This window comes from Rhizobium sp. 0TCS1.26 (genome assembly GCF_050455525.1).
Classification (GTDB): Bacteria; Pseudomonadota; Alphaproteobacteria; order Rhizobiales; family Rhizobiaceae; genus Neorhizobium.
The window spans coordinates 1,002,031-1,028,545 of the sequence record NZ_JBCIYV010000002.1; the positions used below are offsets into that span (position 1 = coordinate 1,002,031).

Here is a 26,515-nt window from a genome sequence, read left to right on the forward strand (position 1 = left end):
AACAGACCCATGATCACCGTCTTCGGCTCCATCAACATGGACCTCATCGCCACCACGGCACGCCTTCCGCAGCCGGGGGAAACCGTCGCCGGTAGCGCGTTCTCCACTGCGGCCGGCGGCAAGGGCGCCAATCAGGCACTGGCCGCAGCGCGGGCCGGTGCCACCGTTTCCATGATCGGCGCCGTTGGGCGTGACGCCTTCGCAGAACCGGCGCTTGCGCTCCTCGGCCAGGCTGGCGCCAATCTCTCCGCAGTCAGGCGAACGGAGGAGCCGACCGGCACGGCGCTGATCCTGGTCGGCGGCGATGGCGAGAACATGATTGTTGTCGTCCCAGGTGCCAATGGCACCGTCACGACGACGGATGCCGAAGCTACTGTCGCGGCGATGAAGGCCGGAGATATCCTGATGCTGCAGATGGAGGTGCCTGCCCCGGCGGTGCGCGCCGCCATGATCGCCGCCCGGGCGAAGGGCGTTCGGACGATGTTCAATACCGCGCCGCTGACGGAGGATGCGATTGCTCTCAGCGAGCTGGCATCGATCGTCGTTGCCAATGAGACGGAGTTCGACCTGCTGATCGGCCGCCAGTCTCTCGATCCCGATCAGCGGTTGGCGGCGATGCACGACCTGCATGGGCGCACCGGCCAGACGTTGGTGGTGACGCTCGGCGCCGATGGCGTGGTGGCACTTCACGACGGCGCGGTGCTGACGACCAAAGGCCTGGAGATCGAGCCGGTCGATACGGTGGGTGCGGGAGACACGTTCTGCGGCTACCTCGCTGCCGGCCTCGATCAGGGCCTGGACTTTGCCGCAGCGCTCAGACGTGCAGCAGTCGCCGGTTCGCTCGCCTGCTTGAAGAAGGGTGCGCAGCCTGCCATTCCGCTCTCGGCGGAAGTCGCGGAGCGGATCTGAGGCAGAGCTCAACAACCTGCCCCGCTTGCGTGGCAGCGCGGCGCCTCCCATATATCGTGGACGCCGCGCATGCCTTCGGGGTGCGCTCCGAAGTCGCTTGACATCAAGGACTGCACGATGAGCAGAATGACACAGTTCGCGAGCCCGCTTCTCCTCGGCTTCGATACCATGGAGGTCGCCCTTCAGCGGCTGGCCAAGGCGAATGATGGCTACCCGCCCTACAACATAGAGCGGCTGCGGCCGACCAGTGCCGGCGAACCGGATCGCCTGCGGGTGACGCTGGCGGTGGCCGGCTTTTCGGAAGAGGATCTCGACGTCAGCGTCGAGGAGAACCAGTTGACGATCCGCGGCCGGCAGAGCGAGACGGGCGAGCGCGACTACCTCTACCGGGGCATCGCGGCGCGCCAGTTCCAGCGCGTCTTCGTGCTTGCGGACGGCATGCAGGTGGGTGGCGCGAGCCTGCGCAACGGGCTTCTTGCCATTGATCTTATCCGGCCCGAACCGGCGCGCATGGTGCGAAAAATTAACATTTCCGTCTCAGATTAACTGTCTTGGCAGCAGTGCCAGACATGAATGGACGGAGGCTTCCATGCTCCTCAAAAATGCGACCTCGCAGCTGACGCAATCCGAGTTGGCTCACCTTGGCTCCGGCGAGATCGGTTATATCCGCCGGATGCGTTCCGAAGAGGTTTCCCGCTGTTTTCCCGAGGCTCCGGATATCGATCCCGCTCTTGACCTCTGGGCGCTGTTCGGCGCCGATGGCACGCCGATCCTGCTGACCGACAACCGTTCCAGCACCTTCTTCAAGGCAGCCGAAGACGACCTGAAGACCGTTAGCCTGCACTAGCGGTCAAGGCCAGAACGGCACGTCGAGTCAGACCCGGCGAAATGTCAGATAGGCGGAAGAGCGGCCCTCGCGCCGGGCTTTCGCCTCATAGCGGGTTCCCGGCCAGGTGGCGAAGGGTTCGAGCCAGTCGGACGGCTGCTCGGCAGTCCATTGAAAGCCGCCATGGGCGCGGCGATGCTGCAGCGTCCAGTTGACATAGGTGTCGATGTCGGAGGCAAAGCAGAACAGCCCGCCCGGCTTCAGCACCCGATGAAATCGTTCAAGATTGACCTGCGATACGAAGCGCCGCTTCCAGTGCTTCTTCTTCGGCCATGGATCCGGGTAGAGAAGGTCGATGCGATCGATCGATGCCTCCGGCATCCAGTCGAGCAGCTGCGTCGCATCGTCGTCATGGACGCGGATATTGTCCAGTTGCCGTTCGCTCACCTGTGCCAGCAGCTTCGCCATGGAATTGACGAAGGGCTCGACGCCGATGAAACCCGTTGCAGGGTTCTCACCAGCGCGATGCACAAGATGTTCGCCGCCACCGAAGCCGATTTCCAGGCGCAGGTTCTCGACCGGGCGCGCAAACAGCGTCTTGAGGTCGTCCGGCGCAGGCTGCGCCAGATCCACCTTCAAGGACGGCAGGAGCGTCGTCATCAGGTCGACCTGACGCTCCCTCAGTTGCTTGCCCTTGCGCCGACCGTAGAACGCCTCTGTGGCGCGCGATCGGCGCTCGGTTTCCTCAGCCATTCTCAGCCCTTCATTGCTTCCTTCAGCGGCTTGACGAGGTCGAGCTTCTCCCAGGAGAAGGAACCGTCGCGGCCAGCCTTGCGGCCGAAATGGCCGTAGGAAGCAGTCTTTGCATAGATTGGCTTGTTAAGGTCAAGATGTCGACGAATTCCGGTTGGGGAAAGATCCATCACCTGGCGGATCGCCGCCTCCACCTGGTCCTCGGTTGCACCCTTGCCGGTGCCGTGCAGATCGACGTAGATCGACAGCGGCTGGGCGATCCCGATCGCGTAGGAGATCTGGATGGTGCAGTTGTCGGCGAGGCCGGCAGCAACGACATTCTTTGCCAGGTAACGTGCGGCGTAAGCAGCCGAACGGTCGACCTTGGTGGTGTCCTTGCCGGAGAAAGCGCCACCGCCATGCGGTGCGGCACCGCCGTAGGTGTCGACGATGATCTTGCGGCCGGTCAGGCCGGCGTCGCCGTCGGGACCGCCGATGACGAACTTGCCGGTGGGGTTGATGTACCACTTGCAGTCGTCGGCGATCTTCAGGTCGCCCAGCGCTTCATTGATGTAGGGTTCCACGACTTCGCGGACCTTGGCGCTGTCCCAGCTGTCGTCGAGATGCTGGGTGGACAGCACGATCGAGACGGCTTCCGAAGGCTTGCCGTCGACGTAGCGGACGGTCACCTGGCTCTTGGCATCGGGACCGAGCTTGGCGACTTCGCCTTCACCCTTCTTGCGGGCGGTGGCCAGCAGCTGCAGGATGCGGTGCGAGTAGTAGATCGGCGCCGGCATCAGGTCGGGGGTCTCGTTGCAGGCGTAACCGAACATAATGCCCTGATCGCCTGCACCTTCGTCACCCTGCTGGTCGGCAGCGTTGTCGACGCCCTGCGCGATGTCGGCCGACTGCGAGTGTAGCAGCACGTCGATGCGGGCGGTCTTCCAGTGGAAACCGTCCTGCTCGTAGCCGATATCCTTGATCGCACGGCGGGCAGCCGCCTTGAATTTGGACGGGTTGATGACCTCGTTGCCGTCCTTGTCCTGCTTCATCAGGCTCGGCGGCAGGCGAACTTCGCCGGCGATCACCACGCGATTGGTGGTGGCGAGCGTTTCGCAAGCGATGCGCACCTTCCACGGATCGACGCCCGTCTTGGTCGCTTCACGGTAAACGAGATCGACAATTTCGTCCGAGATCCGGTCGCAGACCTTGTCGGGATGGCCTTCAGCGACGGACTCGCTGGTAAACAGATAATTGGCGCGCATGCTGGGATTCCCCTCAAGAACAAACCGCTGATTGTCGTAGTGAGTTCAGCTTGAAATGACAAGGACACAACGACATAAATATATCTTTATACGGCCATGGCAGCAGGCGATCCGGAAGAAACACGGATCCCTGGCGATCAAGACATGAAAAAGCGGCCTGGTGGCCGCTCTCAACTTCCGGATCCGGGAGGATGGGATCTATTCGAGTTCAGCCTCGGCGGCGAGCGCCTTGACGAGATCGACCAGTTTGCGGCGGACCTTCGGATCGCTGATCTTGACGAATGCGCGGTTCAACTGCAGTCCCTCGGAGGACGAGAGGAAGTCGACCACATAGTTCGAGCTGGTCGCTTCGGCCATGCCGGCTGCATTGGGAGCCTGATCGCCAGGGGCATCTTCGAAGAAGAACGATACGGGCACATTGAGGATGCTGGAGATGTTCTGCAGACGGCTTGCACCGACGCGATTCGTCCCCTTTTCGTATTTCTGGATCTGCTGAAAAGTAATGCCGAGGCTCTCGCCAAGCTTTTCCTGGCTCATGCCCAGCATGGTGCGCCGAAGGCGAATGCGACTTCCCACATGGATGTCGATCGGGTTCGGCTTCTTCTTATTCTCAATCATTGCAAAAGTCCTAGGTTAATCTCAGGCCCCCACCGCCCTCATGACGTGCTTCTCGACATAACTGACCTTACCGGTGCCCGGGCGATCAAGAGCAGCATACGTCGACACGGAGAGCGGCACACTATGCGTTCTTAGGGGTTTGCGGTCAATTGAGCCTGAATTTGAAACCAAAACGAGAAATTCCTGCAATCAGGAACAGGGCGACAACTATCAACCAGAAGTGCGTTTGCCGGCCGTAGCTGTCCCAAACCGGGACAGGAGAACCACCCAGAGTGGCATCAATGACGCCTTTCTGATTAAGCGCCAGCCCCTGTTCAACCCGGCCAAATGCATCGACGACACCGGAAATTCCATTATTTGCACTGCGAATCAGTGGGATGCCGTTTTCCACAGCCCGCAGTCTCGCCTGCTGGAAGTGCTGGTAGGGGCCGGGTGTGTCGCCAAACCATCCATCGTTGGTGACGTTGAGCAGTGCTGCCGCGCCTGCCACCAGCGGCTCGATCTCATCGGGGAAGATCGCTTCGTAGCAGATCAGCGGATAGAAGGACCGGCCGCTCGGAAGCGTCATCAGCGCATGTCGCGTGCCGGCCGTGAAGCCGCCCGGCATCTCGACGACATTGCCGATGCCCCAGCTGTTCAGGAGATCCTCGAAGGGCAGGTACTCGCCGAACGGCGTCAGGTGGACCTTGTCGACGGCGCCGATGATCTGGCCCTGGCTATCGATCGCATAGATCGAATTATAGTAGCGCGGCGGCTGGCCCGGAACCGCGTCCTCGGCACGCACCACGCCGGCGATGAGGATCTGGCCGTCAGACAGCATGTCTCCGATGCGGGTCAGGCCGTCACGATTCTGGGTGAGGATGAACGGAACCGAGGTTTCCGGCCAGATGATCACGTCGGGTCGGCGCGCGCCGTCTTTTGGCGGGAGCGCGCTGAGCGCCAGATGCTCCTCGAACACCGAAACCCGGTCGGAATTGTCCATCTTGCGGGCCTGGTCGATGACCGGCTGGACGATGCGCACGGCGAGCGGCTGCTCGCCCTGGGCGTCGACTGCCGGTGCCGGTGCCGGTGCCGCAGACAGTCGATAGGCGCCGTAGCCGAGATGTGCTGCGGCCAGCACTGCGGCAAGCGTCAGGCCGCCCGCCAGTCCGCGACGGGTGCCGAGCAGGGCTGGTGCCGACAGCACGAACACTGCAAGCGTCGAGACGCCGAAGATGCCGATGGGACCGGCCGACTGCATCATCAGCGGGATCGGCATGACGCCGTAGCCGATAGTGTTCCAGGGAAAGCCGGTGAACAGGAAGCCGCGCAACCATTCCGCCAGGCCAAATCCGACGGCAAGTGCCGCGAGCCGGCCGAAGCCGTCGGACCACAGGCACCCGGCAAGCCACGTGGCAAGCCCCCAGAAGATGGCAAGACAGGCAGGAAGCCCGAAGATGGCGAGCGGCAAGGCCCAGGCGAAACCCTCTGCATCGACGAGCAGCGCATTACCCAGCCACCAGAGGCCGGCGACGAAATAGCCGAAGCCGAAAAGCCATCCGAGCCAGAAGTTCGATCGCCAGCGGGCAAAGAAACCGGTTCCGGGAGCCGAGGCGGCCCCGTCCATCAGCCAGACGAGGAGGGTGAAGGAGACGAAGAGTGCGCCGATGAAGGAGAAAGGCGGCAGCGCAAGCGCACCGAGAGCACCGGCAAGGATCGCCAGGATCGCCCGACGCACACCCCACAGAAGGATGACCTTGCTGGCAATCCGCTCCATTGCTTACCGTTCCCCGCTCATCGCCCGCAACGGCCAGCGCCGCAGCACGTCACCCTCGCCCCGTCGTGTTTACGCAGGAACAGGTTCAGGGTCCACGCTGTTCGGCACCGCTGTCGGCGGTGTTCGGGTGGTGAGGCGGCGGTGGGCTCTCTGGACCGCCATGATCGGCCTCACCCTTGGCGAGCCGCCGACGTGCCACGAGCTGCCGCTTGCGGACGATACGGACCCGCTTGATGCGGCGGGGATCGGCGTCGAGGATCTGGAATTCGAACCCGGGAACAGCTTGCACCAGTTCGCCACGCACCGGAATGCGGCCGAGCGACGAGAAGATCAGGCCGCCGAGCGTATCGACGTCTTCCAGCTGATCGCGGACATCGAAGTCCGAGCCGATCGCTGCGGCGATTTCCTCAAGCTCGACCCGCGCATCGGCGATGAAGACATCATCGCTGGTGCGGGAGACCATGACCTCCTCATTGTCGTGCTCGTCCTCGACGTCGCCGATCACCATCTCGACGATGTCTTCGTGGCTGACCAGCCCGTCGGTGCCGCCATATTCATCGATCACCAGCGCCAGCTGCGTGCGTGCCGCCTGCATGCTCTGCAACAGGTCGGAAGCCTGCATCGACGGCGGAACGAAGAGGATCTTGCGCACTAGGCCGGCATCGGCAACGGTCGTGCTCAGGTCGACGCGACCGAGGTCGAACGCCGGCCGCGGCGTGCGCACGGTCTTTTCCTTCAGCACCGCATCCGGGGCGGCATCGACATGGACAGCCTTCGCCGCTGCGCCGCGGCGACGGTTGCGCGCCTGCTTGGCGAGATAGGACAGGAGATCGCGGATATGGACGAAGCCGCGCGGATCATCCAGCGTGTCGGCATAGACCGGCATCCGCGAGCGGCCGTTTTCCTCGAACTGAATGAGAAGATCGCCGAGCGTCATCGTCATGTCGACGGCTTCGATATCGGCGCGTGGCACCATGATGTCTTCGACGCGGACTTCGCGGAAGCGCAGGATGTTGTGCAGCATGGCCCGTTCTTCGGGCGAAAACGCGTTGCTGACATTGGTATCGGTCAGCAGCGCATCGGCAAGATCTTCGCGCAGTCGCTCCCCCTGCGATGGCCTCAGCAGCCGGACCACACGTGCCCAGAAGGAGCTGTGCGATCGGTGCGGAGCGTCACGTTTCGCCGGACTGCCGCCCTCTTCGGAAGACGACTGCTCGGAGTCGTTGCCGTCGCGGACGGCGCTTGTCGGATTATCGTTCATCGTTCCAATTTACACTATGGGATCTTGTCCCGCATAGGGATCAGATAGGCCAAGCGTGGCCAAAATGCGAGTCTCAAGGGATTCCATTGTCTCTGCTTCGTCAGTCTCGATGTGATCGTAGCCGAAAAGATGCAGGAAACCGTGCACCAGAAGGTGCGTCAGGTGCTCATCGAAAGGCTTGTCGAGATCGATCGCTTCCCGTTCGACGGTCTCCCGGGCAATGACGATATCTCCCAGCATCGGCCCCGGCATCTTGCCCGGCAGGACGGGGAAGGCCGGGAACGACAGGACGTTGGTCGGCTTGTCCTGACCACGCCACTCGGCATTGATCTCGCGAATCGCCGCGTCCCCGGTGAAAACCAGGGAAAGCTCGGAAGGTTGCGCCGGAAACGGCTGCTTCTCCTGCGCCTGCAGATAGGCTGCTGCAGCCGAGATCACCTTGTCCGTCAAGGTGAAGAGGCTGTCCTCGCTCGGCCAGCCTTCGTCTTCGACGCTGATCTGTATGTCTATGTCGGGCATCGCATCCGGTCCGCCTCAGCGGTCCTGCTCCTCGCTTTCCTCGTGAACAGCGTACTGCGCGTCGTAAGCCTGGACGATGCGGCCGACCAGCGGGTGGCGCACGATGTCTGTGTCCTTGAACCGGACGACGGAGATCCCCTCGATCTCCTTGAGGATCTGCAACGCCTCGACCAGACCGGACTTGACGCCGCGCGGCAGGTCGACCTGGCTCGGGTCGCCGGTGATGATCATCCGGGCGTTTTCGCCAAGGCGCGTCAGGAACATCTTCATCTGCATCGATGTGGTATTCTGCGCCTCGTCGAGGATGACGGCGGCATTCGCCAGCGTCCGTCCGCGCATGAAGGCGAGCGGGGCGATCTCGATGACACCTGCCGTGATCGCCCGCTCGACCTTGTCGCCGGGGATCATGTCGTAGAGCGCATCATATAGAGGCCGGAGATAGGGATCGACCTTGTCCTTCATGTCGCCGGGCAGGAAGCCCAGGCGTTCGCCGGCTTCGACGGCCGGCCGCGACAGGATGATCTTGTCGACGGCGCCGCGCTCGAGCAGCTGTGCGGCATGGGCAACCGCCAAATAGGTCTTGCCGGTACCGGCGGGACCGACGCCAAAGACCAGCTCGGAGCGCTCCAGCGCCCGCATGTAGGTGTCCTGCGTCGGCGTGCGCGCCTGCACGGTCTTCTTGCGGGTCGAGATCTGCGCCATGGAAAGCTTGGCCTTCCGCTCCAGGGTCGGGAGGGTCAGCTGATCGTCTGCCGCAACGGCCATGCGTATTGCACCTTCCACGTCGGAGGTTTCCACCGAGCCGCCCTTCTGCAGGCGCTCATAGAGAAAATCGAGAGCGCGGCGCGCCTGGTTGGTGGCAACGACCTCGCCGGAAATGCTGACGGAATTGCCGCGGGCGCGCGCATCGATCTGCAGGCGCTCTTCCAGAAGCTTGAGGTTCTGGTCAAACTGTCCGAACAACTCGCTGGCAAGGCGGTTGTTCTCGAACGTCAAGACGAAGTGATTGGCGTCGACCGCTGAGGTTCGGCTGTGGCGCGAGGGTGAGGTTACCAGTTCACGTCCGTTCAAGCAGTCAGGCTCCTCAAGAGATCCACCAAGACCTAAGTTAACGCTCAATTCTCTCGGCAAACAAGCTGTTTGGTCCTGTGCCGACGATTCGTACAGAAATAATGTCACCGATTTGCGATGACGCCGCATCGACATTGACGGACTGCAGCCAGGGAGACCGGCCGATCAACTGCCCCGGCATCCGGCCCGGCTTCTCCAGCAGGATGTCGATGGTCCGGCCGATGCAGGCCTCGGCAAACTCGTGCTGCTGCCTCAGCAACAACGCCTGCAACCGCTCCAGCCGCTCTGCCTTGACCGCGTCCGCGACCTGCGAACCGAGGTCGGCGCCGGGAGTTCCGGGACGCGTCGAATATTTGAACGAGAAGGCCTGGGCGTAGCGGACCGTCTCCACCAGCCGCAGCGTGTCCTCGAAATCGGCATCCGTTTCGCCGGGAAAACCGACGATGAAATCGCCCGAGAGCGCGATGTCGGGACGGGCGGAGCGGATCCGCTCGATCAGCCGCAGATATTCCTCGCCGGTATGCCGCCGGTTCATCGCCTTCAGAATGCGGTCGGAGCCCGCCTGGACCGGCAGGTGCAGGTACGGCATTAGAGCACGCAGGTCGCGGTGCGCCTCGATCAGCCGGTCGTCCATGTCGCGCGGGTGGCTGGTGGTGTAGCGCAGCCGCGCGAGGCCTCGGATTTCCGCCAGCCGGTAGAGCAGGTCGCCGAGCCCCCAGCTTTCGCCGTTCGGCCCCGCGCCGTGCCAGGCATTGACGTTCTGCCCGAGCAGAGTGATCTCGCGCACTCCGGCATCAACCAGCCGCTGCGCTTCGTCGATGATCTGCGACAGCGGCCGCGAGATTTCCGAACCGCGCGTATAGGGGACGACGCAGAAGGTGCAGAACTTGTCGCAGCCTTCCTGGACGGTGAGGAATGCCGTCACGCCACGCGCCCGGATCTGCGCCTTGTCGGTCTTCGGCAGGTGCTCGAACTTGTCTTCGACCGCATAATCGGTCTCGATCACCCGCTCGCCGGAGCGCGCCCGCCGCAGCGCCTGCGGCAGGCGATGATAGGTCTGCGGCCCGATGACCACGTCGACCGCCGGCGCACGCCGCAGGATCTCCTCGCCTTCCGCCTGGGCGACGCAGCCGGCAACACCGATCATCAGCTCGCCGCCGTTCGCCCGGCGCTCCTTCTTCATCTCGCGCAGGCGCCCGAGAGCTGAGTAGACTTTCTCGGCCGCCTTCTCGCGGATGTGGCAGGTGTTGAGGAGAACGAGGTCCGCCTCTTCCATGGCGTCGGTGGTCACATAGCCTTCGCTCGCCAGCGCATCGCCCATGCGCACCGAATCGTAGACGTTCATCTGGCACCCGTAGGTCTTGATGAACACCTTGCGCGTGTTGGCGATGTCACCGCCGGTGTGGGCAGCGGCAGGAAGTGTGGCGGTCTGTTCGGTCATGGTGGCTTCTTTACTGCAAGATCGCCCGGATTAGAAGGATGTTTCAGCCGGCTCGGCGGTAAAGCCGGCGCTGCAATTGCGCCCGCAGGCGGCTGACCACGGTCGCTCCGGCAACCTTGCGATTGGTCTCGGCGCGAAACTCGACCACCTCGCCGAAATCGACATCGACATCGATCGCCTGCGCCTTCAGCACGCCGAGAAGATGCGGCACCAGTTCGACATCGCCCGGCCAGGCGGCGATCGGTCGATGGTAGCGACCCATCGGCATGCCGTAGATGCCGGTATAGGCGATCGACACCGGCTGGACGTAGACGACTCCGTCCGGCGCCGAGGCGACAGCTGCGGCGGCAGCGCCGAACAGCGACGACTTGACGTCGAGAAGACGGTTGCCGTCGGAGGTGGTGCCTTCCGGAAACAGGACGATGATCTCGCCGCCGGCAAGCCGGTCGGCGATCTCGTTGACCTGATCGCCGGTGCGGCGCTTCTGCTCGCGAACGACGAACACCGACTTCTGCCATTTTGCGAGCAGCCCGAAGACCGGCCAGTCGGCCACTTCCGCCTTGGCGATGAAGGCAACGTCGGCGACTGCCCCGAGGACGAGGATATCCTTCCACGAGGCGTGGTTCGCCGCCAGCATCAGCGGTCTGCGGGCCTCGATCCGTCCGTGTGTGCGGATCCGGATGCCGAGCATGTAGCAGGCGATGCGGTGCCACCAGCGCGGCAGACGACGGCGCAGCCGCCAGTCGAAGCGCAGGGCCAGCAGCTGGAACGGCAGAAGGACAAGCGTCACCACCGAGAGGATGATGACGATGAGGCCGATCCGCAGCCAGTTGATCACGTGTCGTCCTTGTCCAGCGGAATACCGTAAAGCTCCAGACGATGACCGACGAGGCGAAAGCCATGCTCGCGGGCGATGCGCTCCTGCAGCGCCTCGATTTCAGCCGATCGGAATTCCACCACCGCGCCGGTCTTCACATCGATCATGTGGTCGTGATGCTCTTCCGGCACGGTCTCGTAGCGGGAACGGCCGTCGCGAAAATCGTGCTTCTCGATGATGCCGGCATCCTCGAACAGTTTTACCGTCCGGTAGACAGTGGAAATCGAGATGCGCGAATCGATCCGGGTGGAGCGGCGATACAACTCCTCGACGTCCGGATGATCGTCGCTGTCCTGCAGGATACGGGCGATGACCCGGCGCTGCTCGGTCATCCGCATGCCGCGTTCCGCACACAGCTCCTCAAGGGATTTTGAAAGGTCCGTCATATCGTACCGGCCTTGCATTCTCGGTCGCTCATCTGAACGGACTAACGAAGATCGCGCCGCATGACAAGCGCCGCGGACCGCGTGCCATCGGCCGCCGCATAGTAGGCCGGTCGACGGGCAACCTGCTCGAAGCCCAGCCGCCGGTAAAGCCCGACGGCAGCAACATTGTTCTCCTCAACCTCGAGGAACATCGTCTCGACGCCGCGCACCGTGGCCTCGCGCAGGGCGGCCTGCATCAGACGCCAGCCGAGGCCGCTGCGGCCGACCTTTTCGGCCACACCGATCGTCAGTATTTCCGCCTCACCAGCCGCTTCGCGGGAGAGAACGAAGCCGCCCAGCGGCCGACTGAAAAAGGCATTGGTCTGGAAGGCGCAGAAGCCGAAGACGCCCGGCTGCATCAAGAGACTGGCGATCTCCCCGTCGCCCCACTGCCGGGCGAAGCGCTGGCCGTGCAGATCCGAGACCGCGCGGCAATCGTCGAGCAGCATGGGAGCGATATCGAAGAAGGGTTTCCAGGTCAGATAGTCGTCGAACATTGCGAATCGTCAGGCACGGGCAAGAGCAAATCCGTCCTGGGGTTTAGCATCCGGACCACGCAGGTAAAGCGGTTTCGGACGCGCCGCGCCGGGACCCGCCGCGGCTCCGATGCGGGCAACCATGGCGATGTCGAAGCGGTCCGGTTCCGTGGATCCCGGCTCGCCCTGCAGCAGTGCCGCAGCGCTGCCGACGACCGTCGCGCCGAGACGGGCCGCCATGGACTTCAGGCTGTCGAGCGAGACGATCGCCGGATCTCCAAGCGGCCGTCCGTCGGCTGAGAACGCCTGCACATAGATCTCGTCGCGCTTGGCATCCATGGCGGCGATGACGGGTGTCAATCCAGTCCGCACTTCGGCAAGAAATGTCCTCGCCATCGCCTCCAGCGTCGTCACGCCGACGGCCTCGACCCCGAGCGCCAGCGCAAGTCCGCGCCCTGCGGCAACGCCGACCCGGATGCCGGTGAAGGATCCGGGTCCGATGGTCACGGCAATTCGATTGATATCCTGCATGTCGAGACGGGCTTGCGCCAGCACCTCGTCGATCATCGCCATCAGTCGTTCGGCGTGACCCTTGCCGATCCGCTCCATCGCCTGCGACAGGACTTCCGATCGGTCGGCGTCATAGACCGCGGCGGAACAATCCACCCCGGCCGTATCGATGGCGAGAAGCTTCATCGGCGATCAGAGAGCCTCGACGGCCTGGACTTCCGGAACGAAGTGCTTGAGCAGGTTCTGCACGCCGTGCTTCAGGGTCGCGGTCGAGGACGGGCAGCCGGAGCAGGCACCCTTCATGTTGAGATAGACGGTGCCGTCGCGAAAACCCTTGAAGGTGATATCGCCGCCGTCCTGGGCAACCGCCGGGCGAACACGCGTCTCCAGGAGCTCCTTGATCGTCGCGACGATAGTTTCGTCGCCGGTGGCGAAGAACTCGCCTTCCTCATCCGTGGCTTCCGCCATACTGGCGGAACCGCCCATGACCGGCTGGCCGGACATGAAGTGCTCCATGATCGAGCCGAGGATGGCCGGCTTCAGGTGCTGCCATTCCTGGGCTTCCTTGGTCACCGTGACGAAATCGTAACCGAAGTAGACGGCCGTCACGCCGGGGATATCGAACAGGCGGGCGGCAAGCGGCGAAGCTTCCGCGTCGTCGGCATTGCGGAAATCCGCCGTTCCCTTTTCCATCACGACCTTGCCCGGCAGGAACTTCAGCGTTGCCGGATTGGGGGTGGATTCGGTCTGGATGAACATCACGGTGCTCCTCGGCAGCCAAGACGGCGCCAGTTTAGAATTCTTCCAAAGAAGATAGTCCGGATCAGGTTTTCTTTCAAGTGCGCCTTTGACACAGGAGGGTCAAGACCCTGTCAGCAAAGCGCATCGATTTCGTCGTCGCTCAACGTGTCCGGCAGGACGGTCACCGGGATCGGGAACGCGGTGCTGCGCGCGGCAAGGGAGGCGACCAGAGGTCCGGGGCCTTCCTTGGCCGAGGATCCGGCGGCAAGCACAAGGATTGCGATGTCGCGGTCTTCCTCGATTGCGGCGTTGATCTGCTCGGAGGGGACGCCTTCGCGGATCACCACTTCCGGATCGATGCCGATCGTCTCGCGAACCTTCTGCGCCGCCTTGGCCATCACCGCCTCGGCTTCCTCGCGGGCTTCGGCGCGCATGATCTGCTCGACGCCCAGCCACTGCTGAAAATCGCCTTCCGGGATGACGAACAGCAGGACCAGGCCGCCATTGGTGTTCTGTGCCCGGCGGCCGGCATAATGAATGGCCTTTTCGCACTCCGGCGTGCCGTCGATGACGGCCATGAACTTGCGCCGGTGTCCTTCGAGCCTGGAAAGTCTTGTCGAAACCATGCTCGCCTCTCATTCCCGTCCACGTTCACGACCGAAGCAGTCGTGATGGCGAAATTATACGAACCGGCGAAAATGAAAACCCGCCGCAGAGACTGCGACGGGCATAGATTTTTACGGTAGTCACCGATCATCCGACTTCCGGCTGGTCGTCAGCGACTAGCGCAGGAAGCCGATGATGTCGAAGACGTCGTCCATCACCGCCTGCGCCCGCGCGCCTGCCCGCTCACCGCCGTCCCGCAGGATGGCGTCGATGTGGCTGGTATCGTCCATCAGCCGGCGCATTTCGGTGGTGATCGGTGCCAGCACGTGGACGGCGAGATCGGCAAGCGCCGGCTTGAACACCGAGAACTGCTGGCCGCCGAATTCCTTCAGAACGTCTTCCTTGGTGCGATCCGAGAGCGCTGCATAGATGCCGATCAGGTTGTCGGCTTCCGGCCGGCCCTTCAGGCCTTCCAGTTCCGACGGCAGGCCTTCCGGATCGGTCTTCGCCTTGCGGATCTTCTTCAGGATCTCGTCGGCATCGTCCATCAGGTTTATACGCGACAGGTCCGACGGATCGGACTTCGACATCTTCTTGGTGCCGTCGCGCAAGGACATGACGCGCGGCGCCGGACCATCGATCAGCGGCTCGACCAGCGGGAAGAAGCCGTGGATCGGCTCTTCGCCGACGACCATGTCGACACCCTTGCCGTTGGCGCGGATCTTCTCCTGGAAGTCGATGTTGAACTTCTGGGCAATGTCGCGGGCAAGCTCCAGATGCTGCTTCTGGTCATCGCCAACCGGCACATGGGTGGCACGGTAGACGAGGATGTCGGCGGCCATCAGGCTTGGATAGGCGAGCAGGCCGAGCGAGGCGTTCTCGCGGTCCTTGCCGGCCTTGTCCTTGAACTGCGTCATGCGGTTCATCCAGCCGATGCGGGCGACGCAGTTGAACACCCAGGCAAGTTCCGCATGCTGCGGCACGGCCGACTGGTTGAAGACGATATGCTTCACGGGGTCGATACCCGACGCGATGAAGGCGGCAGCGATCGAGCGGATCTGGCCGCGCAGGTCCTCATGCACGAGCTGGGCGGTGATGGCATGCAGGTCGACGACGCAGTAGATGCAGTCGTTGTTCTCCTGCAGCGCCACGAACTTGCGGATGGCGCCGAGATAATTGCCGAGATGCAGGTTGCCGGTCGGCTGAACGCCGGAGAAAACAAGCGGCTTGAAGCTGTTCATATCGTCCTCGATAGGCTGGTGGAGGGCCACAGGCTTTCGGAAACGGATCATCGGAAAGGGTGAAGGTCTGTCCGCGTTCCGCCCCTGAGGGCCATGGTACTAACGGCGCGCTTGAAGCACGGCGGATGGCCTGCGATCAAGAGGCAGTTTCGCCACGATGCTCGATCAGGTCCCAAAGGCTGCCATAGAGGTCGGAAAAGACCGCGACTGTGCCGTAGGGCTCGTGGCGAGGCTCCTCGATGAACGTGACGCCGTTTGCCGTGAAGGCTGCATGGTCACGGGCAAAATTGTCGGTGCTGAGGAAGAAACCGACGCGGCCTGCGGTCTGGTTGCCGACCGCGGCATGCTCCCCGTCGCCGTCCGCCCGCGCCAGGAGAAGCGAGGCGCCCTCGCCTCCTGTCGGCTTCACCACCAGCCAGCGCTTGCCCGCGTCGTCGAGCGGCTGATCGACCACGCAGTCGAAGCCTAGGACGTCGCAATAGAACGCCTTGGCGCGGTCGTAGTCGTCGACGACGAGCGTGACGAGGAACAGGCTCGGCATGCGGCGGTTCTCCAAAACATTTACGCCCGGCGAACCGGGCGTAACATGAAAGCGATCAATGGGTGAAGGCGGCGGCAATCAGCGCCTTCGTGTAATCCTGGGCAGGATCCTCGAAGATGTCCTCGGTCGGCCCCTCCTCGACGATGCGGCCGTTCTTCATCACCACCACATGATCCGAAATCGCACGGATGACGGACAGATCGTGGCTGATGAAGACGTAGGACAGGCCGTGCTTCTGCTGAAGGTCGCGCAGCAGCTCGATCACCTGACGCTGGACGGAGCGGTCGAGTGCCGATGTCGGCTCGTCGAGAATGACGACCTTCGGCTTCAGGATCATAGAGCGAGCAATGGCGATGCGCTGGCGCTGGCCGCCGGAGAATTCGTGCGGGTAGCGGTTGCGGGCCTGAGGGTCTAGCCCGACCTCTTCGAGGGCCGCGATCGCCCGGCGATCGCGCTCTGCCTTCGACAATTCCGGCTCGTGGACGAACAACCCTTCGGTGATAATCTCGCCGACCGTCTGGCGCGGCGACAGCGAACCGTATGGGTCCTGGAAGACGAGCTGCATCTGCTTGCGGTACGGGCGCATCGCCCGGCGGTCGAGAAGCGAGATGTCGCTGGTGTCGAACCGGTAGCGACCGTCCGATTCGAGGAGCCGCAGCAGCGCCCGCCCGAGGGTGGACTTGCCGGAACCGGACTCGCCGACGATGCCGATCGTCTGGCCGCGCCGCAGCGTGACGTTGACGCTATCGACGGCGCGGAAGGTCTTCTTGCTCTTGAACAGGATGCCTGAGCCGATGTCGAAGTCGACGACCACGTTACGGCCCTCGAGGATCACCGGCGCATCGGCCGCCGGCGGCGCCTTGGTGCCGCTCGGTTCGGCGGCGAGCAGCATCTTCGTGTAGTCTGCCTGCGGACGCTCGAAGATGTCGTCGCGGCTTCCCTGCTCGACGATCTCGCCGCGGCGCATGACGGCGACCCGGTCGGCGACGTGCTTCACAACGCCCAGATCGTGGGTGATCAGGATGATCGCCATGCCGAAGCGTTTCTGCAGGTCGGCGAGCAGGTCGAGGATCTGCGCCTGGATCGTCACGTCGAGCGCCGTCGTCGGCTCGTCGGCGATCAGCAGATCAGGCTCGTTGGCAAGCGCCATCGCGATCATCACGCGCTGGCGCTGGCCTCCCGACATCTCGTGTGGATAGCTGTCGATGCGCCGTTCCGGCTCGGGAATGCCGACGAGCTTCAACAGCTCGAGGACCCGCGCGCGGGCGGCCGACTTGCCCAGGCCCCGATGGTAGATCAACGGCTCGGCGATCTGCTTGCCGATCGTGTAGAGCGGGTCGAGCGAGGTCATCGGTTCCTGGAAGATCATGGTGATCTTGGAGCCGCGCACCGTGTTCAGCTGCTTCAGGCTGGCATTGACCAGTTCGGTCTCGCCGTAGCGAGCGGAGCCGGAAACACGGCCGTTGGAGGCGAGCAGGCCCATGATCGCCATCATCGTCTGGCTCTTGCCGGAGCCGCTTTCGCCGACGATGGCGAGCGTTTCGCCCTTCCTCACGGAAAAGCTGGTGCCCTTGACGGCATTCACCTCGCCGTCGGGCGTGGTGAAGTCGACCTTCAGGTCGCTGACTGAAAGAACGGTCGGGTTGGTGTCAATGGTATCCATGTTCAGCGATCCTTGGGATCAAGCGCGTCGCGCAGGCCGTCGCCGACAAAGTTCAGCGAGAACAGCGTGGCGACGAAGAAGATGGCCGGGAAGATCAGCAGCCAGGGCGCGTTCTGCATGTTGGCAGCCCCTTCGGAAATCAGAGATCCCCAGCTGGCAAGCGGCGCCTGGACGCCGAGGCCGAGGAAGGAGAGGAAGCTTTCCGTCAGGATGACATGCGGGACGACGACCGTAACGAAGACAATAACCGGGCCGATGGTGTTGGGGATGATGTGGCGGCGGATGATCTGCCAGTCGCTCATGCCGAGCGCCTGGGCGGCACCGACAAATTCACGCCGCTTGAGCGACAGCGTCTGACCGCGCACGATGCGGGCCATTTCCAGCCATTGCACCGCCCCGATGACGACGAAGATCAGCACGATGGAGCGGCCAAAGAACACCACCATGACGACGACGAGAAAGACGAAGGGAAGCGAATAGAGGATCTCGACGATGCGCATCATGACGTTGTCGACACGCCCGCCGAGATAGCCGGAGGTGGCGCCGTAGATGACGCCGATGCCGAGCGAGACGAGCGATGCAGCGATGCCCACCGCGATCGAGATCTGGCCGCCGAGCATCACCCGCACCAGCAGGTCGCGACCGTTGCTGTCGGTGCCGAAGGGGAAATATTCCTGCGCGACATTGCCGGTCAGCACCATCGACAGCTGGTCGGGCGCGGTCTCCTTGACCGCCGTGTTGCGGAACTCGTTGACGCGGTCGAAATAGCGCACTGTGCGCTCGTCGATCGGCCGGGGCGAACTGATCCGGGCTGTGAACGTGCCGTCCTCGACCTCGAAGCTGTCGAGGGTGAGGCGAGCGCGCTTGGCGGCGGCTCCTGCCACGTCTTCCAGCGTTTCCGGATCGGGCCGCGGCGTCAGGCTTGGCGGCACGGAGACGTAGGAGGAGAAGACCTGGTCGTAGGCGTGCGGCGAAAACAGCGGCCCAACGAAGGAAAACAGGGCGATCAGGATCAGCATCAGACAGCCGCCCATGGCCGCCTTGTTGCGGCGGAAGCGCAGCCAGGCCAACTGCCCGAGGCTGCGGCCGACCACTGCCTTGGGCAGGATCGGCGTCTCTGTGGTGGTTGTCTCAGTCATGGCGAACCCTCGGATCGAGCAAGCCGTAGGCGATGTCGACGAGCAGGTTGAAAACGATCACGAACACGGCCACCAGGACGACGGTTGCCATGACGAGCGGATAGTCGCGGTTCAGCGCGCCGAGCACGAAGAAGCGGCCGACACCGGGAATGGTAAAGATGCTTTCGACCACGGCCGAGCCTGTCAGCAGCGCGGCGGCAGCCGGCGCAAGGTAAGAGACGACCGGCAGCATGGCGCCGCGCAGCGCGTGGGTGAACACCACGACGCGCGATGGCAGGCCGTAGGCGCGAACGGTGCGGATATGGTCGGTGTGCAGCGCCTCGATCATCGAGCCGCGCGTCAGGCGGGCGAACACGGCCAGCTGCGGCAGTGCCAGGACGGTGATCGGCAGCACGAGATAATAGGGTGAACCATTGCCCCAGCCGCCGGCCGGCAGCCAGGCGAGGATGAGCGCGAAGATCAGCGTCAGCACCGGTCCCATGACGAAATTGGGGATCGTCATGCCGACGGTGGCGAAGGTCATCAACGCGAAATCGATGGCGCCGTTCTGACGCAGGGCCGCAATGGTGCCGAGAATGACACCACCGACCAGAGCCAGCCCGAGGGCTATCGACCCGACCTGGATCGAATAGGGCAGCGCCTGGGCGATCAGCTCGGCAACCGTGTTGTCCTTGTAGATGAAGCTCGGCCCGAAATCGCCGCGAAGGGCGTTGCCGATATAGGTGATGTACTGCTTCCAAAGCGGCTGATCGAACTGGTAGGTCTTGGCCAGCAGTTCCATCGTCTGCGGCGGCAACGGTCTTTCAAGATCGAAAGGACCGCCCGGCGCGACGCGCATCAGGAAGAAGGAAATGGTGATGACGACGAACAACGTCGGAATGGCGCTCATCAGCCGCCGGAAGATGAAGTTCAACATGCCCTGATAACGAACGCGCGACGGAATACCTTCTCCCGCCGCGCGTCCGTCTCCTGTTCTCGGTTATTCGGAAACGCTGAGGAACTTCGAAAGGTGCTCGTTGACGGCGTTATCCTGCCAGCCCTTGACCTTCTTCGACACCAGCCACAGGTCGGCCGACACCATCAGCGGCGCCACCGGCTGTTCCTTCATCAGAATTTCCTCGGCCTGGTGCATGATCTCCATGCGCTTGGCCACGTCCATCTCTTCGTACGAAGCCTTCACCAGCTTGTCGTAATCGGGGTTGTTGTAGTGGCTGTAGTTGAAGGCCTTGTTGTCGCTCAGCGCCAGCGCCAGGAAGTTTTCCGGATCGGCGTAGTCGGCAGACCAGCCGGCGCGGGCGACGTTGAACTTGCCGCCTTCCTTCAGGTACGAATAGTGCGAAGCAACATCGAGGTTGACCAGCGAGACATTGGCACCCAATGCCGTCTTCCACATGTCGGCGATCGCGGTTGCGACACGCTCATGGTTGGTGTTGGTGTTGTAGCGGATCTCGATGTTGAGCGGCTTGCCGCCCTCGCCGTAGCCGGCTTCCTTGATCAGCTTGACGGCTTCGTCTTCGCGATCGATCTGCGACATGTCGGCGAATGTGGTCATTGCCGGCTTCTCATAGCCTTCCATGCCCGGCGGCACGAAAGCATAGGCCGGAAGCTGGGCGCCCGAGTAGATTTCCTGCGAGAGGAAGTCGCGGTCGACGGCCATCGACAGGGCCTGGCGGACGCGCACGTCGTCATACGGCGGCTGGCGCATGTCGAAGGCGTAGTAGTAGGTGGCAAGCGCCGGGCTGACACGCACCTGCTCGGCGTATTTTTCCTTGAGGCGCTTCAGCTGATCGGCTGAAAAGTTGTAGGTGACGTCTAGTTCGCCGGCCTCGAAGCGACGGACAGCCGCTGCATCGTCTTCGATCGGGTAGAAGACGACCTTGTCGATCTTGACGTTCTGGGCGTCCCAGTAGTTCTCGTTCTTGACGGCGGTCAGGCTGTCGTTCGGCACATGCGCCTGCAGCTTGAAGGCACCATTCGACACCATGTTGCCAGGCTTGACGAACTGCTCGCCGAACTTCTCGTAGTTGGCCTGGCTGATCGGCAGCGCGGTGTAGTGCGCCAGCAGCTGCAGGAAGTACGGGGTCGGGCGCTCCAGGGTGATCTCGAGCGTCTTGTCGCCGGTTGCCTTGACGCCCAGCTGGTCGAGCGGCAGTTCGCCCTTGTTGACCTTCTCGGCATTCTTGATCGGGTAGAGGAGATTGGCGTATTCGCCGGCCGTCTTCGGATCTTCGATGCGGCGCATGGCGAACTGGAAGTCGCTGGCCTTGACCGGCGAACCGTCGGACCACTTGGCGTCGTCGCGGATCTTGAACGAGTAGACGGTGCCGTCATCGGAAACCGTCCAGCTTTCCGCGGCGCCGGGCAGGATCTTGCCGTCGGGACCGTGGATGGTCAGGCCTTCGAACAGGTCGTAGATGACGAAGCCTTCGATGTTGATCGAGATGTGCGCGTAGTCGAGCGACTTCGGCTCGCCGCTGTTGCCGCGATGCAGGACGACTTCTGCAAATGCGTTGCCGGCGCCGAACAACAGCGAACCGACCAGCACCGTGGTCGCCAGTTTGTGTTTGATGAAGGCCATTGGGTTCTCCTTTTCCCCGGATTGTTATGGGTATGCGCAAAGTAGAAATGCGAATCCTGATCGGAAAACAATAGGACCGCCGCCAATTTCGCTAGGCCTCGCCGGTTTTCAACCGGCCATTGCGCCCGAACCTTTCGTCCCGCGCCGTCGAGGCCTTGCCTGCCGCAGGCTCTCGTGCCCTGGCCCCGCCGTAATATCCACGATCATGGCAAAAGTTAATGCTAATTAACGATAAAGGCCGCATTTATCGCTAGTTTGAGCAATTTCGTCCTTATTGGCGTCACTTTCTGGAACGAAATGCTCCGTCAGTTCCATTCGGGCTTACCCGACGGATTTTCACAATTGACGGAGATCTAATGCGCACCCTGTTTTGCGTCGCATTGGCCACCCTGATGGCCTGCTCGTCGGCCCTGGCGGACGACACCAACACCACGAAAAAACGACGCGGCAACCTGTTCAAGCACGACTACAGTGCCGCCTATACCGTACAGCGCGTCAGCGTCCGCACAGGCTGCTTCCCCGAAAAGCTGGAAGCGATCCTGGCGCATATCGCCGGCAAGACCGGCCGCAAGCCGATCGTCACCTCCGGCCACCGGCCGCGCTCCGGAACCTCGCAGCACAGCAACTGCCTGGCGGCCGACATCCGCGTGCCCGGCGTTTCCGACCGCACCGTCGTCGCGGCAGCCAGCACCGCGCCCGGGATCGGCGGCATCGGCCGCTACTGCAACGGCATCATCCATGTGGATGTCGGGCCGAAGCGCCGCTGGGTCTACTGCTAGGACAGAGACCGGGGCCGACGCCTCAGGCGCCAGGCTTGCGCTTGCGCTTCAGGTTGCGGCGGATCATCCCGAGATCGGCACCACCGATCAGGAAGGCGCAGCCGAAATAGACGACCATGGCGATCCCGATCAGGACGAGCAGCGCCGCCACCTGCTCCAGCAGCCCTGTGCCGGGCGACAGATACCGACTGGCGTGAGTGAGCGCATAGGTCAGAGCGGCACACATGATCGCCGTCGATACGAGCAGCATCAGCGTGCGACGCGCCAGCGCCCACTCCCATTCGAGATGGCCGCGCCGCACCAGCGTCGCAAACAGCAGCACGGTGTTGATCCAGCCGGCCGTTGCCTCCGCCGTGGCGATGCCGCGCTCGGCGATCAATGGGAAGAGGCTGATCGCCAGCGCCGAATTGACGATCACAGAGACTATGGTGAACCGCATCGGCGTGCGGGTATCCTCGCGCGCATAGAAGCCCGGCTGCAGCGCCTTGATCATCACGAAGCCCGGCAGTCCAAGCCCGTAGATGGCAAGGATCGAGGCAACGACCGCCGTATTTTCCGCCGAGAAGGCGCCGCGCTCGTAAAGCACGCGAATGATAGCGTCCGAAAGCACCCAGAGCCCGCCCGCCGCCGGCAGAGTCAGGAACAGCACGAACTCCAGCGACCGGTTTTGGATGCCCGCCGCTTCCTTCATGTGGCCGGATTTGAGCGCTCGCGCCAGTTCCGGCAGCAGCACCACGCCGACGGCGACTCCGACCACGCCGAGCGGCAGCTGGTAGATACGGTCGGCATATTGCAGCGCGGCGATCGCGCCTTCCTTGCCAGACGCGATGGCCTGGCCGATGATCTGGTTGATCTGGGTGATGCCGCCGGTCACCGCCGCCGGCACCGCCAGGATCAGCAGGCGTTTGACGTTGGGCGTCATGCGCGGCATGCGAAAGCCGATGCTGATGCCCGCATGGCGCACGCCGATATAGACCACGGCCAGCTGCAGGACGCCCGCCACCAGCACGCCCCAGGACAGGTACCAGGCGGTGGTCAGTGGGTCGGCGCCGTTCCAGAGCGCGTAGAACAGCACGCCGATCATCACCAGGTTGAGGAAGATCGGTGCCACCGCCGCCGCGAAGAAATGATGCAGCGAGTTCAGCATGCCGCTCATCATGGCCGTCAACGACATGCACATGAGATACGGGAACATGATCGCAGCCAGGCGGATGGTAAGCGCGGTCTTTTCCGGATCGTCGGCGAAGCCCGGCGCGATGACGAAGCGCACCAGGAGCGGCATCGCCAGCTCCATGGCGATGGTGATCACCAGCAGCGCCGAAAACAGGACGCCGAACACTTCCTCCGAAAAGCGCTTGGCGCCGTCGACGCCATTCGCCTCGATCTCCTTGGAAAACAGCGGCACGAAGGCGGCGTTGAACGCCCCCTCGGCAAACAACCGGCGGAACAGGTTGGGGAAGCGGAAGGCGGCATAGAAGACGTCGGCCATGGGGCCGGTGCCGAGGGCGGCTGCCATCAGCGTCTCGCGGGCAAAGCCGAACAGCCGGCTGCCAAGCGTCGCGCCGCCGACGGTTGCGAATTTCTTGACGAGGCTCATGCGTCTGCCCTGGATTTGCGCGGCCCGTTGTCACGGGCGACGGCTGCCGGATCGGGCGCGATGATGCCGGACGGCATGCCGCGGCGCAGCTCATCCTCCTGCTCCGACAGCACCTGCCGCAGGCGCTGGACGATCGTGCCCTGGCGGTTCTCGTTGGTCACCTTCTGACCGACAAGATCGGTGACGTAGAAGGTATCAATGACCTTTTCGCCGAAGGTGGTGATGCGCGCCGAGTGGATGTCGAGCGACAGGTCGGCCAGAACCACGGTCATGTCGGCGAGCAGGCCGGTGCGATCCAGCCCCTCGACCTCGATGACTGTAAACTTGTTGGAAAGCGTGTTGGAGATGGTCACCGACGGATGGACGGTAAAGGTCTTGTTGCGCTTCTTCGACTTGGCGCGCGTGGCAATGACTTCCGGCAGCCGCTTCTTGCCCGACAGCACGTCCTCGATCATCCGACCAACGTTCGCTGCCCGCCGCAGCTCGTCCTCGTCGTCCTGGAACTCGCGGTTGATCAGGATCGTGTCCAGCGCCCGGCCGTCGGAGGTGGTGTAGATCTGCGCGTCGGCGATGTTGGCACCGGCAGCAGCACATGCGCCCGCGATGATCGACAGCAGCCGCGGATGGTCAGGTGCGAGAACGGTGATCTCGGTGATGGCGCGGAAACTGTCGGTCCGCACCATTGTCGACAGCGGATGGCCGGCACTGTCCGACTGGCGGATGAACTGCGCATGCCGGACCTGGTCGTCAAGCGCCACAGCCAGCAGGTAGGGCTGATAGTGGAGCTGGGAATAGGTTTTGGCATCCTCCGGGCTCCAGCCGGACAGCGCATGGGCAAGCGCTTCCTCGGCGTCCCGGGCGCGTTCCTTGCGCGATACCTCGGAAAACCCCCCCGACAGCAGCAGTTCCGTCTCGTAGTAGAGCGTCCGCAGCAGCTGTCCCTTCCAGCCGTTCCAGACCCCAGGGCCGACGGCCCGGATGTCGCAGATCGTCAGGATCAGCAGCATCTTCAGCCGGTCGAGCGACTGGACGATCTCGGCGAAGTCGGTGATCGTCTTGCGGTCGTGCAGGTCGCGTGTCTGGGCAACCATCGACATGGCCAGATGCTGCTCGATCAGCCAGGCGACGAGTTCCGTCTGCTTCGGCTTCAGGCCAAAGCGCGGGCAGAGCTTGCGTGCGACGCGGGCACCGGCAACGGAATGGTCTTCCTGCCGACCCTTGGCGACATCGTGCAGCAGCACGGCGACATACAGCGCCTCGCGCTCCTCGATATGCGGCATCAGCTTGTTGGCGAGCGGATGCTCATCGGCGAACAGGCCCTTGTCGATATGCGACAGTCCTTCGATGGCGCGGATCAGGTGCTCGTCGACCGTGTAGTGGTGATACATGCTGAACTGCATCATCGCGACGATCTTGCCGAATTCGGGAATGAACCGGCCGAGCACGCCCGCCTCGTTCATGCGCCGCAGCGTCAGCGCCGGCTCAAGCCGCGAGGTGAGGATGGAGAGGAACAGGCGGTTGGCCTCGGCATCCTCCCGCAACGCATCGTTGATCAGGTGCAGGCTGCGGGCGATCGCCTTCAGCGCATCGGGATGATATTCGAGGCCGTGCAGATCGGCGACGTGGAAGAGCCGGATGATGCCCGCCGGATCGCGCTTGAAGACCTCGGGATCGGCCAGCGCAATGCGCCCCTGGTCCTCGACGAAATCCGCACTGCCGGGAATTTTGCGAACCCGGCGACGGAAGCGGGTGATGACGCCGGTGATGCCGGGCGCCGGCTTTGCCTGCTCTTCTTCCAGCGCGGCGCAGAGGATGCGGGTGAGGTCGCCGACATCCTTGGTCACCAGGAAATAATGCTTCATGAAGCGCTCGACCGCCGACAAGGTCTGCCTGTTCCGATAGCCGAGGCTTTCGGCGATCTCGCGCTGGATGTCGAAGGACAGGCGCTCCTCGGCCTTGCCGGTAAGGAAGTGCATCTGGCAGCGCACCGCCCAGAGAAAGTCCTCGGCCTTCTGGAACAGCCGCCACTCCTGGCGCGACAGCACGCCGAGCTTGACCAGTTCGGCCGGCTCGCGCACCCGGTAGTGATACTTGGTGATCCAGAACAGCGTCTGGATGTCACGCAGGCCGCCCTTGCCTTCCTTGACGTTCGGCTCGACCAGATAGCGGGTATCGCCGGCCTTCTGGTGGCGCTGGTCACGTTCGGCAAGCTTCGCGGCAATGAAGTCCGGGCCGCTGCTGCTGACGATCTCCTGGTCGAAGCGCTTCTGCAACTCGTCTGCCAGACCCTGCTCGCCGCACAGGTAGCGGGTTTCGAGGATCGCAGTGCGGATCGTCATGTCCTGTTTCGACAGGGCTATGCATTCTTCGACGGTGCGCGTGGCGTGGCCGACCTTGAAGCCGAGGTCCCACAGCACGTAGAGCAGAAACTCGACGGCCCGGCGCATTTCCTCGGTGTTCTTCGACGGCAGCAGGAAGAGCAGGTCGATGTCTGAACCCGGTGCGAGCGTGCCGCGGCCGTAGCCGCCGACGGCCGTCACGGTGACGAAGGGTGCGGCGCTTCGGTAGAGGTGCTTCGCGACGGTCTCGTAGATGACGCAGATCAGCAGGTCCTGCACCCAGGAAATCCGCTCGGCGCAATTGAGGCCGCTGCCATCCCTGTCGAGCAGCAGCCGGGCCTTCTCGCGGCCTTCGTTGCTGGCCCGGCGCAGAACCGGAAGCAACGCTGCCCGTATCTCGAGGATCTTGCCGGAGCCGTTGCCGACGATGGCCTCGCATTCCTCGCGCAATTGCGCCTCATCCAGAAGTTCGGAGAAGTCGATTTCTTGTCTTGCCATGTCATCCTGCCGGTGCCATCCGGCGCTATACCCTGTTCCCAGCACTTTTGCATGAGGGAATTCGTCGAACGTACCTCGAATCCGAACATTGCCGCCATCGGATTTCC

Annotated in this window: 26 protein-coding genes; 4 read left to right on the forward strand and 22 right to left on the reverse strand. The window is 63.2% G+C overall.

What is annotated here, in order from left to right; all coding sequences use genetic code 11:
* Positions 1 to 9: 9 nt before the first annotated feature.
* The 3 genes from AAIH46_RS12070 to AAIH46_RS12080 all read left to right on the forward strand — a co-directional run bounded on the left by AAIH46_RS12070 (position 10) and on the right by AAIH46_RS12080 (position 1,756).
* Positions 10 to 909, forward strand: a complete 900-nt coding sequence (locus tag AAIH46_RS12070) for a ribokinase (RefSeq protein ID WP_430306100.1) — start codon at positions 10 to 12, stop codon at positions 907 to 909.
* A 117-nt stretch (positions 910 to 1,026) separates the two neighbouring features.
* Positions 1,027 to 1,455, forward strand: coding sequence for an Hsp20 family protein (locus AAIH46_RS12075; RefSeq protein WP_430306101.1), 429 nt, complete (start codon positions 1,027 to 1,029; stop codon positions 1,453 to 1,455).
* 43 nt (positions 1,456 to 1,498) lie between these two features.
* Positions 1,499 to 1,756 carry a DUF1150 family protein gene (locus AAIH46_RS12080; protein WP_430306102.1) on the forward strand — a complete coding sequence of 86 codons (258 nt, stop codon included), beginning with the start codon at positions 1,499 to 1,501 and terminating at the stop codon, positions 1,754 to 1,756.
* A 27-nt stretch (positions 1,757 to 1,783) separates the two neighbouring features.
* On the opposite strand, the gene trmB is transcribed toward AAIH46_RS12080, so the two are convergent.
* The 20 genes from trmB to AAIH46_RS12180 all read right to left on the reverse strand — a co-directional run bounded on the left by trmB (position 1,784) and on the right by AAIH46_RS12180 (position 21,195).
* Positions 1,784 to 2,488, reverse strand: coding sequence for a tRNA (guanosine(46)-N7)-methyltransferase TrmB (trmB, locus tag AAIH46_RS12085; protein ID WP_430306103.1), 705 nt, complete (start codon positions 2,486 to 2,488; stop codon positions 1,784 to 1,786).
* A gap of 2 nt (positions 2,489 to 2,490) precedes the next feature.
* Positions 2,491 to 3,732, reverse strand: coding sequence for a methionine adenosyltransferase (gene metK / locus AAIH46_RS12090; protein WP_430306104.1), 1,242 nt, complete (start codon positions 3,730 to 3,732; stop codon positions 2,491 to 2,493).
* Positions 3,733 to 3,930: 198 nt separating this feature from the next.
* Entirely contained in the window at positions 3,931 to 4,350 is a 420-nt protein-coding gene (locus AAIH46_RS12095) for a helix-turn-helix domain-containing protein (protein WP_430306105.1), read from the reverse strand.
* A 145-nt stretch (positions 4,351 to 4,495) separates the two neighbouring features.
* Entirely contained in the window at positions 4,496 to 6,106 is a 1,611-nt protein-coding gene (lnt, locus tag AAIH46_RS12100; protein ID WP_430306106.1) for an apolipoprotein N-acyltransferase, read from the reverse strand.
* Positions 6,107 to 6,191: 85 nt separating this feature from the next.
* Positions 6,192 to 7,367, reverse strand: coding sequence for a hemolysin family protein (locus AAIH46_RS12105; RefSeq protein ID WP_430306107.1), 1,176 nt, complete (start codon positions 7,365 to 7,367; stop codon positions 6,192 to 6,194).
* Positions 7,368 to 7,376: 9 nt separating this feature from the next.
* Positions 7,377 to 7,886, reverse strand: a complete 510-nt coding sequence (gene ybeY / locus AAIH46_RS12110) for an rRNA maturation RNase YbeY (RefSeq protein WP_430306108.1) — start codon at positions 7,884 to 7,886, stop codon at positions 7,377 to 7,379.
* 15 nt (positions 7,887 to 7,901) lie between these two features.
* Positions 7,902 to 8,957 carry a PhoH family protein gene (locus AAIH46_RS12115; RefSeq protein ID WP_430306109.1) on the reverse strand — a complete coding sequence of 352 codons (1,056 nt, stop codon included), beginning with the start codon at positions 8,955 to 8,957 and terminating at the stop codon, positions 7,902 to 7,904.
* Positions 8,958 to 8,994: 37 nt separating this feature from the next.
* Positions 8,995 to 10,398: a tRNA (N6-isopentenyl adenosine(37)-C2)-methylthiotransferase MiaB gene (gene miaB, locus AAIH46_RS12120; protein WP_430306110.1), complete on the reverse strand. Its 1,404-nt coding sequence runs from the start codon at positions 10,396 to 10,398 to the stop codon at positions 8,995 to 8,997.
* Positions 10,399 to 10,441: 43 nt separating this feature from the next.
* On the reverse strand, positions 10,442 to 11,236 hold the full coding sequence (locus AAIH46_RS12125) for a lysophospholipid acyltransferase family protein (protein WP_430306111.1): 795 nt from the start codon (positions 11,234 to 11,236) through the stop codon (positions 10,442 to 10,444).
* Positions 11,233 to 11,661: a Fur family transcriptional regulator gene (locus AAIH46_RS12130; protein ID WP_430306112.1), complete on the reverse strand. Its 429-nt coding sequence runs from the start codon at positions 11,659 to 11,661 to the stop codon at positions 11,233 to 11,235. Before AAIH46_RS12130 ends, AAIH46_RS12125 begins: the two co-directional genes overlap by 4 nt.
* Positions 11,662 to 11,702: 41 nt before the next feature.
* A complete protein-coding gene (locus tag AAIH46_RS12135) occupies positions 11,703 to 12,197 on the reverse strand; it encodes a GNAT family N-acetyltransferase (RefSeq protein WP_430306113.1) in 495 nt (164 codons plus the stop codon).
* Positions 12,198 to 12,206: 9 nt separating this feature from the next.
* On the reverse strand, positions 12,207 to 12,872 hold the full coding sequence (gene tsaB, locus AAIH46_RS12140; RefSeq protein ID WP_430306114.1) for a tRNA (adenosine(37)-N6)-threonylcarbamoyltransferase complex dimerization subunit type 1 TsaB: 666 nt from the start codon (positions 12,870 to 12,872) through the stop codon (positions 12,207 to 12,209).
* Positions 12,873 to 12,878: 6 nt separating this feature from the next.
* A complete protein-coding gene (locus tag AAIH46_RS12145) occupies positions 12,879 to 13,445 on the reverse strand; it encodes a NifU family protein (RefSeq protein ID WP_430306115.1) in 567 nt (188 codons plus the stop codon).
* Positions 13,446 to 13,558: 113 nt separating this feature from the next.
* The gene (locus AAIH46_RS12150; RefSeq protein WP_430306116.1) at positions 13,559 to 14,053 is read right to left on the reverse strand and encodes a universal stress protein; all 495 of its coding nucleotides are present in this window, start codon (positions 14,051 to 14,053) and stop codon (positions 13,559 to 13,561) included.
* Positions 14,054 to 14,209: 156 nt separating this feature from the next.
* The gene (gene trpS / locus AAIH46_RS12155) at positions 14,210 to 15,274 is read right to left on the reverse strand and encodes a tryptophan--tRNA ligase (RefSeq protein WP_430306117.1); all 1,065 of its coding nucleotides are present in this window, start codon (positions 15,272 to 15,274) and stop codon (positions 14,210 to 14,212) included.
* Positions 15,275 to 15,410: 136 nt separating this feature from the next.
* Positions 15,411 to 15,815, reverse strand: coding sequence for a VOC family protein (locus AAIH46_RS12160; protein WP_430306118.1), 405 nt, complete (start codon positions 15,813 to 15,815; stop codon positions 15,411 to 15,413).
* Positions 15,816 to 15,870: 55 nt separating this feature from the next.
* Positions 15,871 to 17,478 carry an ABC transporter ATP-binding protein gene (locus tag AAIH46_RS12165; protein WP_430306119.1) on the reverse strand — a complete coding sequence of 536 codons (1,608 nt, stop codon included), beginning with the start codon at positions 17,476 to 17,478 and terminating at the stop codon, positions 15,871 to 15,873.
* A gap of 2 nt (positions 17,479 to 17,480) precedes the next feature.
* Positions 17,481 to 18,617: an ABC transporter permease gene (locus AAIH46_RS12170; protein ID WP_430306120.1), complete on the reverse strand. Its 1,137-nt coding sequence runs from the start codon at positions 18,615 to 18,617 to the stop codon at positions 17,481 to 17,483.
* Entirely contained in the window at positions 18,610 to 19,533 is a 924-nt protein-coding gene (locus AAIH46_RS12175; RefSeq protein WP_430306121.1) for an ABC transporter permease subunit, read from the reverse strand. Before AAIH46_RS12175 ends, AAIH46_RS12170 begins: the two co-directional genes overlap by 8 nt.
* 63 nt (positions 19,534 to 19,596) lie before the next feature.
* Entirely contained in the window at positions 19,597 to 21,195 is a 1,599-nt protein-coding gene (locus AAIH46_RS12180) for a peptide ABC transporter substrate-binding protein (RefSeq protein ID WP_430306122.1), read from the reverse strand.
* Between the two features lie 356 nt (positions 21,196 to 21,551).
* Here AAIH46_RS12180 and AAIH46_RS12185 point away from each other — a divergent pair, with 356 nt between their 5' ends.
* Positions 21,552 to 21,974, forward strand: a complete 423-nt coding sequence (locus AAIH46_RS12185) for a YcbK family protein (RefSeq protein WP_430306123.1) — start codon at positions 21,552 to 21,554, stop codon at positions 21,972 to 21,974.
* 22 nt (positions 21,975 to 21,996) lie between these two features.
* On the opposite strand, the gene murJ is transcribed toward AAIH46_RS12185, so the two are convergent.
* Both murJ and AAIH46_RS12195 read right to left on the reverse strand, forming a co-directional pair.
* Complete coding sequence (gene murJ / locus AAIH46_RS12190) at positions 21,997 to 23,571, reverse strand: murein biosynthesis integral membrane protein MurJ (RefSeq protein WP_430306124.1); 1,575 nt, start codon at positions 23,569 to 23,571, stop codon at positions 21,997 to 21,999.
* Complete coding sequence (locus AAIH46_RS12195) at positions 23,568 to 26,408, reverse strand: [protein-PII] uridylyltransferase (RefSeq protein ID WP_430306125.1); 2,841 nt, start codon at positions 26,406 to 26,408, stop codon at positions 23,568 to 23,570. Before AAIH46_RS12195 ends, murJ begins: the two co-directional genes overlap by 4 nt.
* Positions 26,409 to 26,515 lie beyond the last annotated feature (107 nt).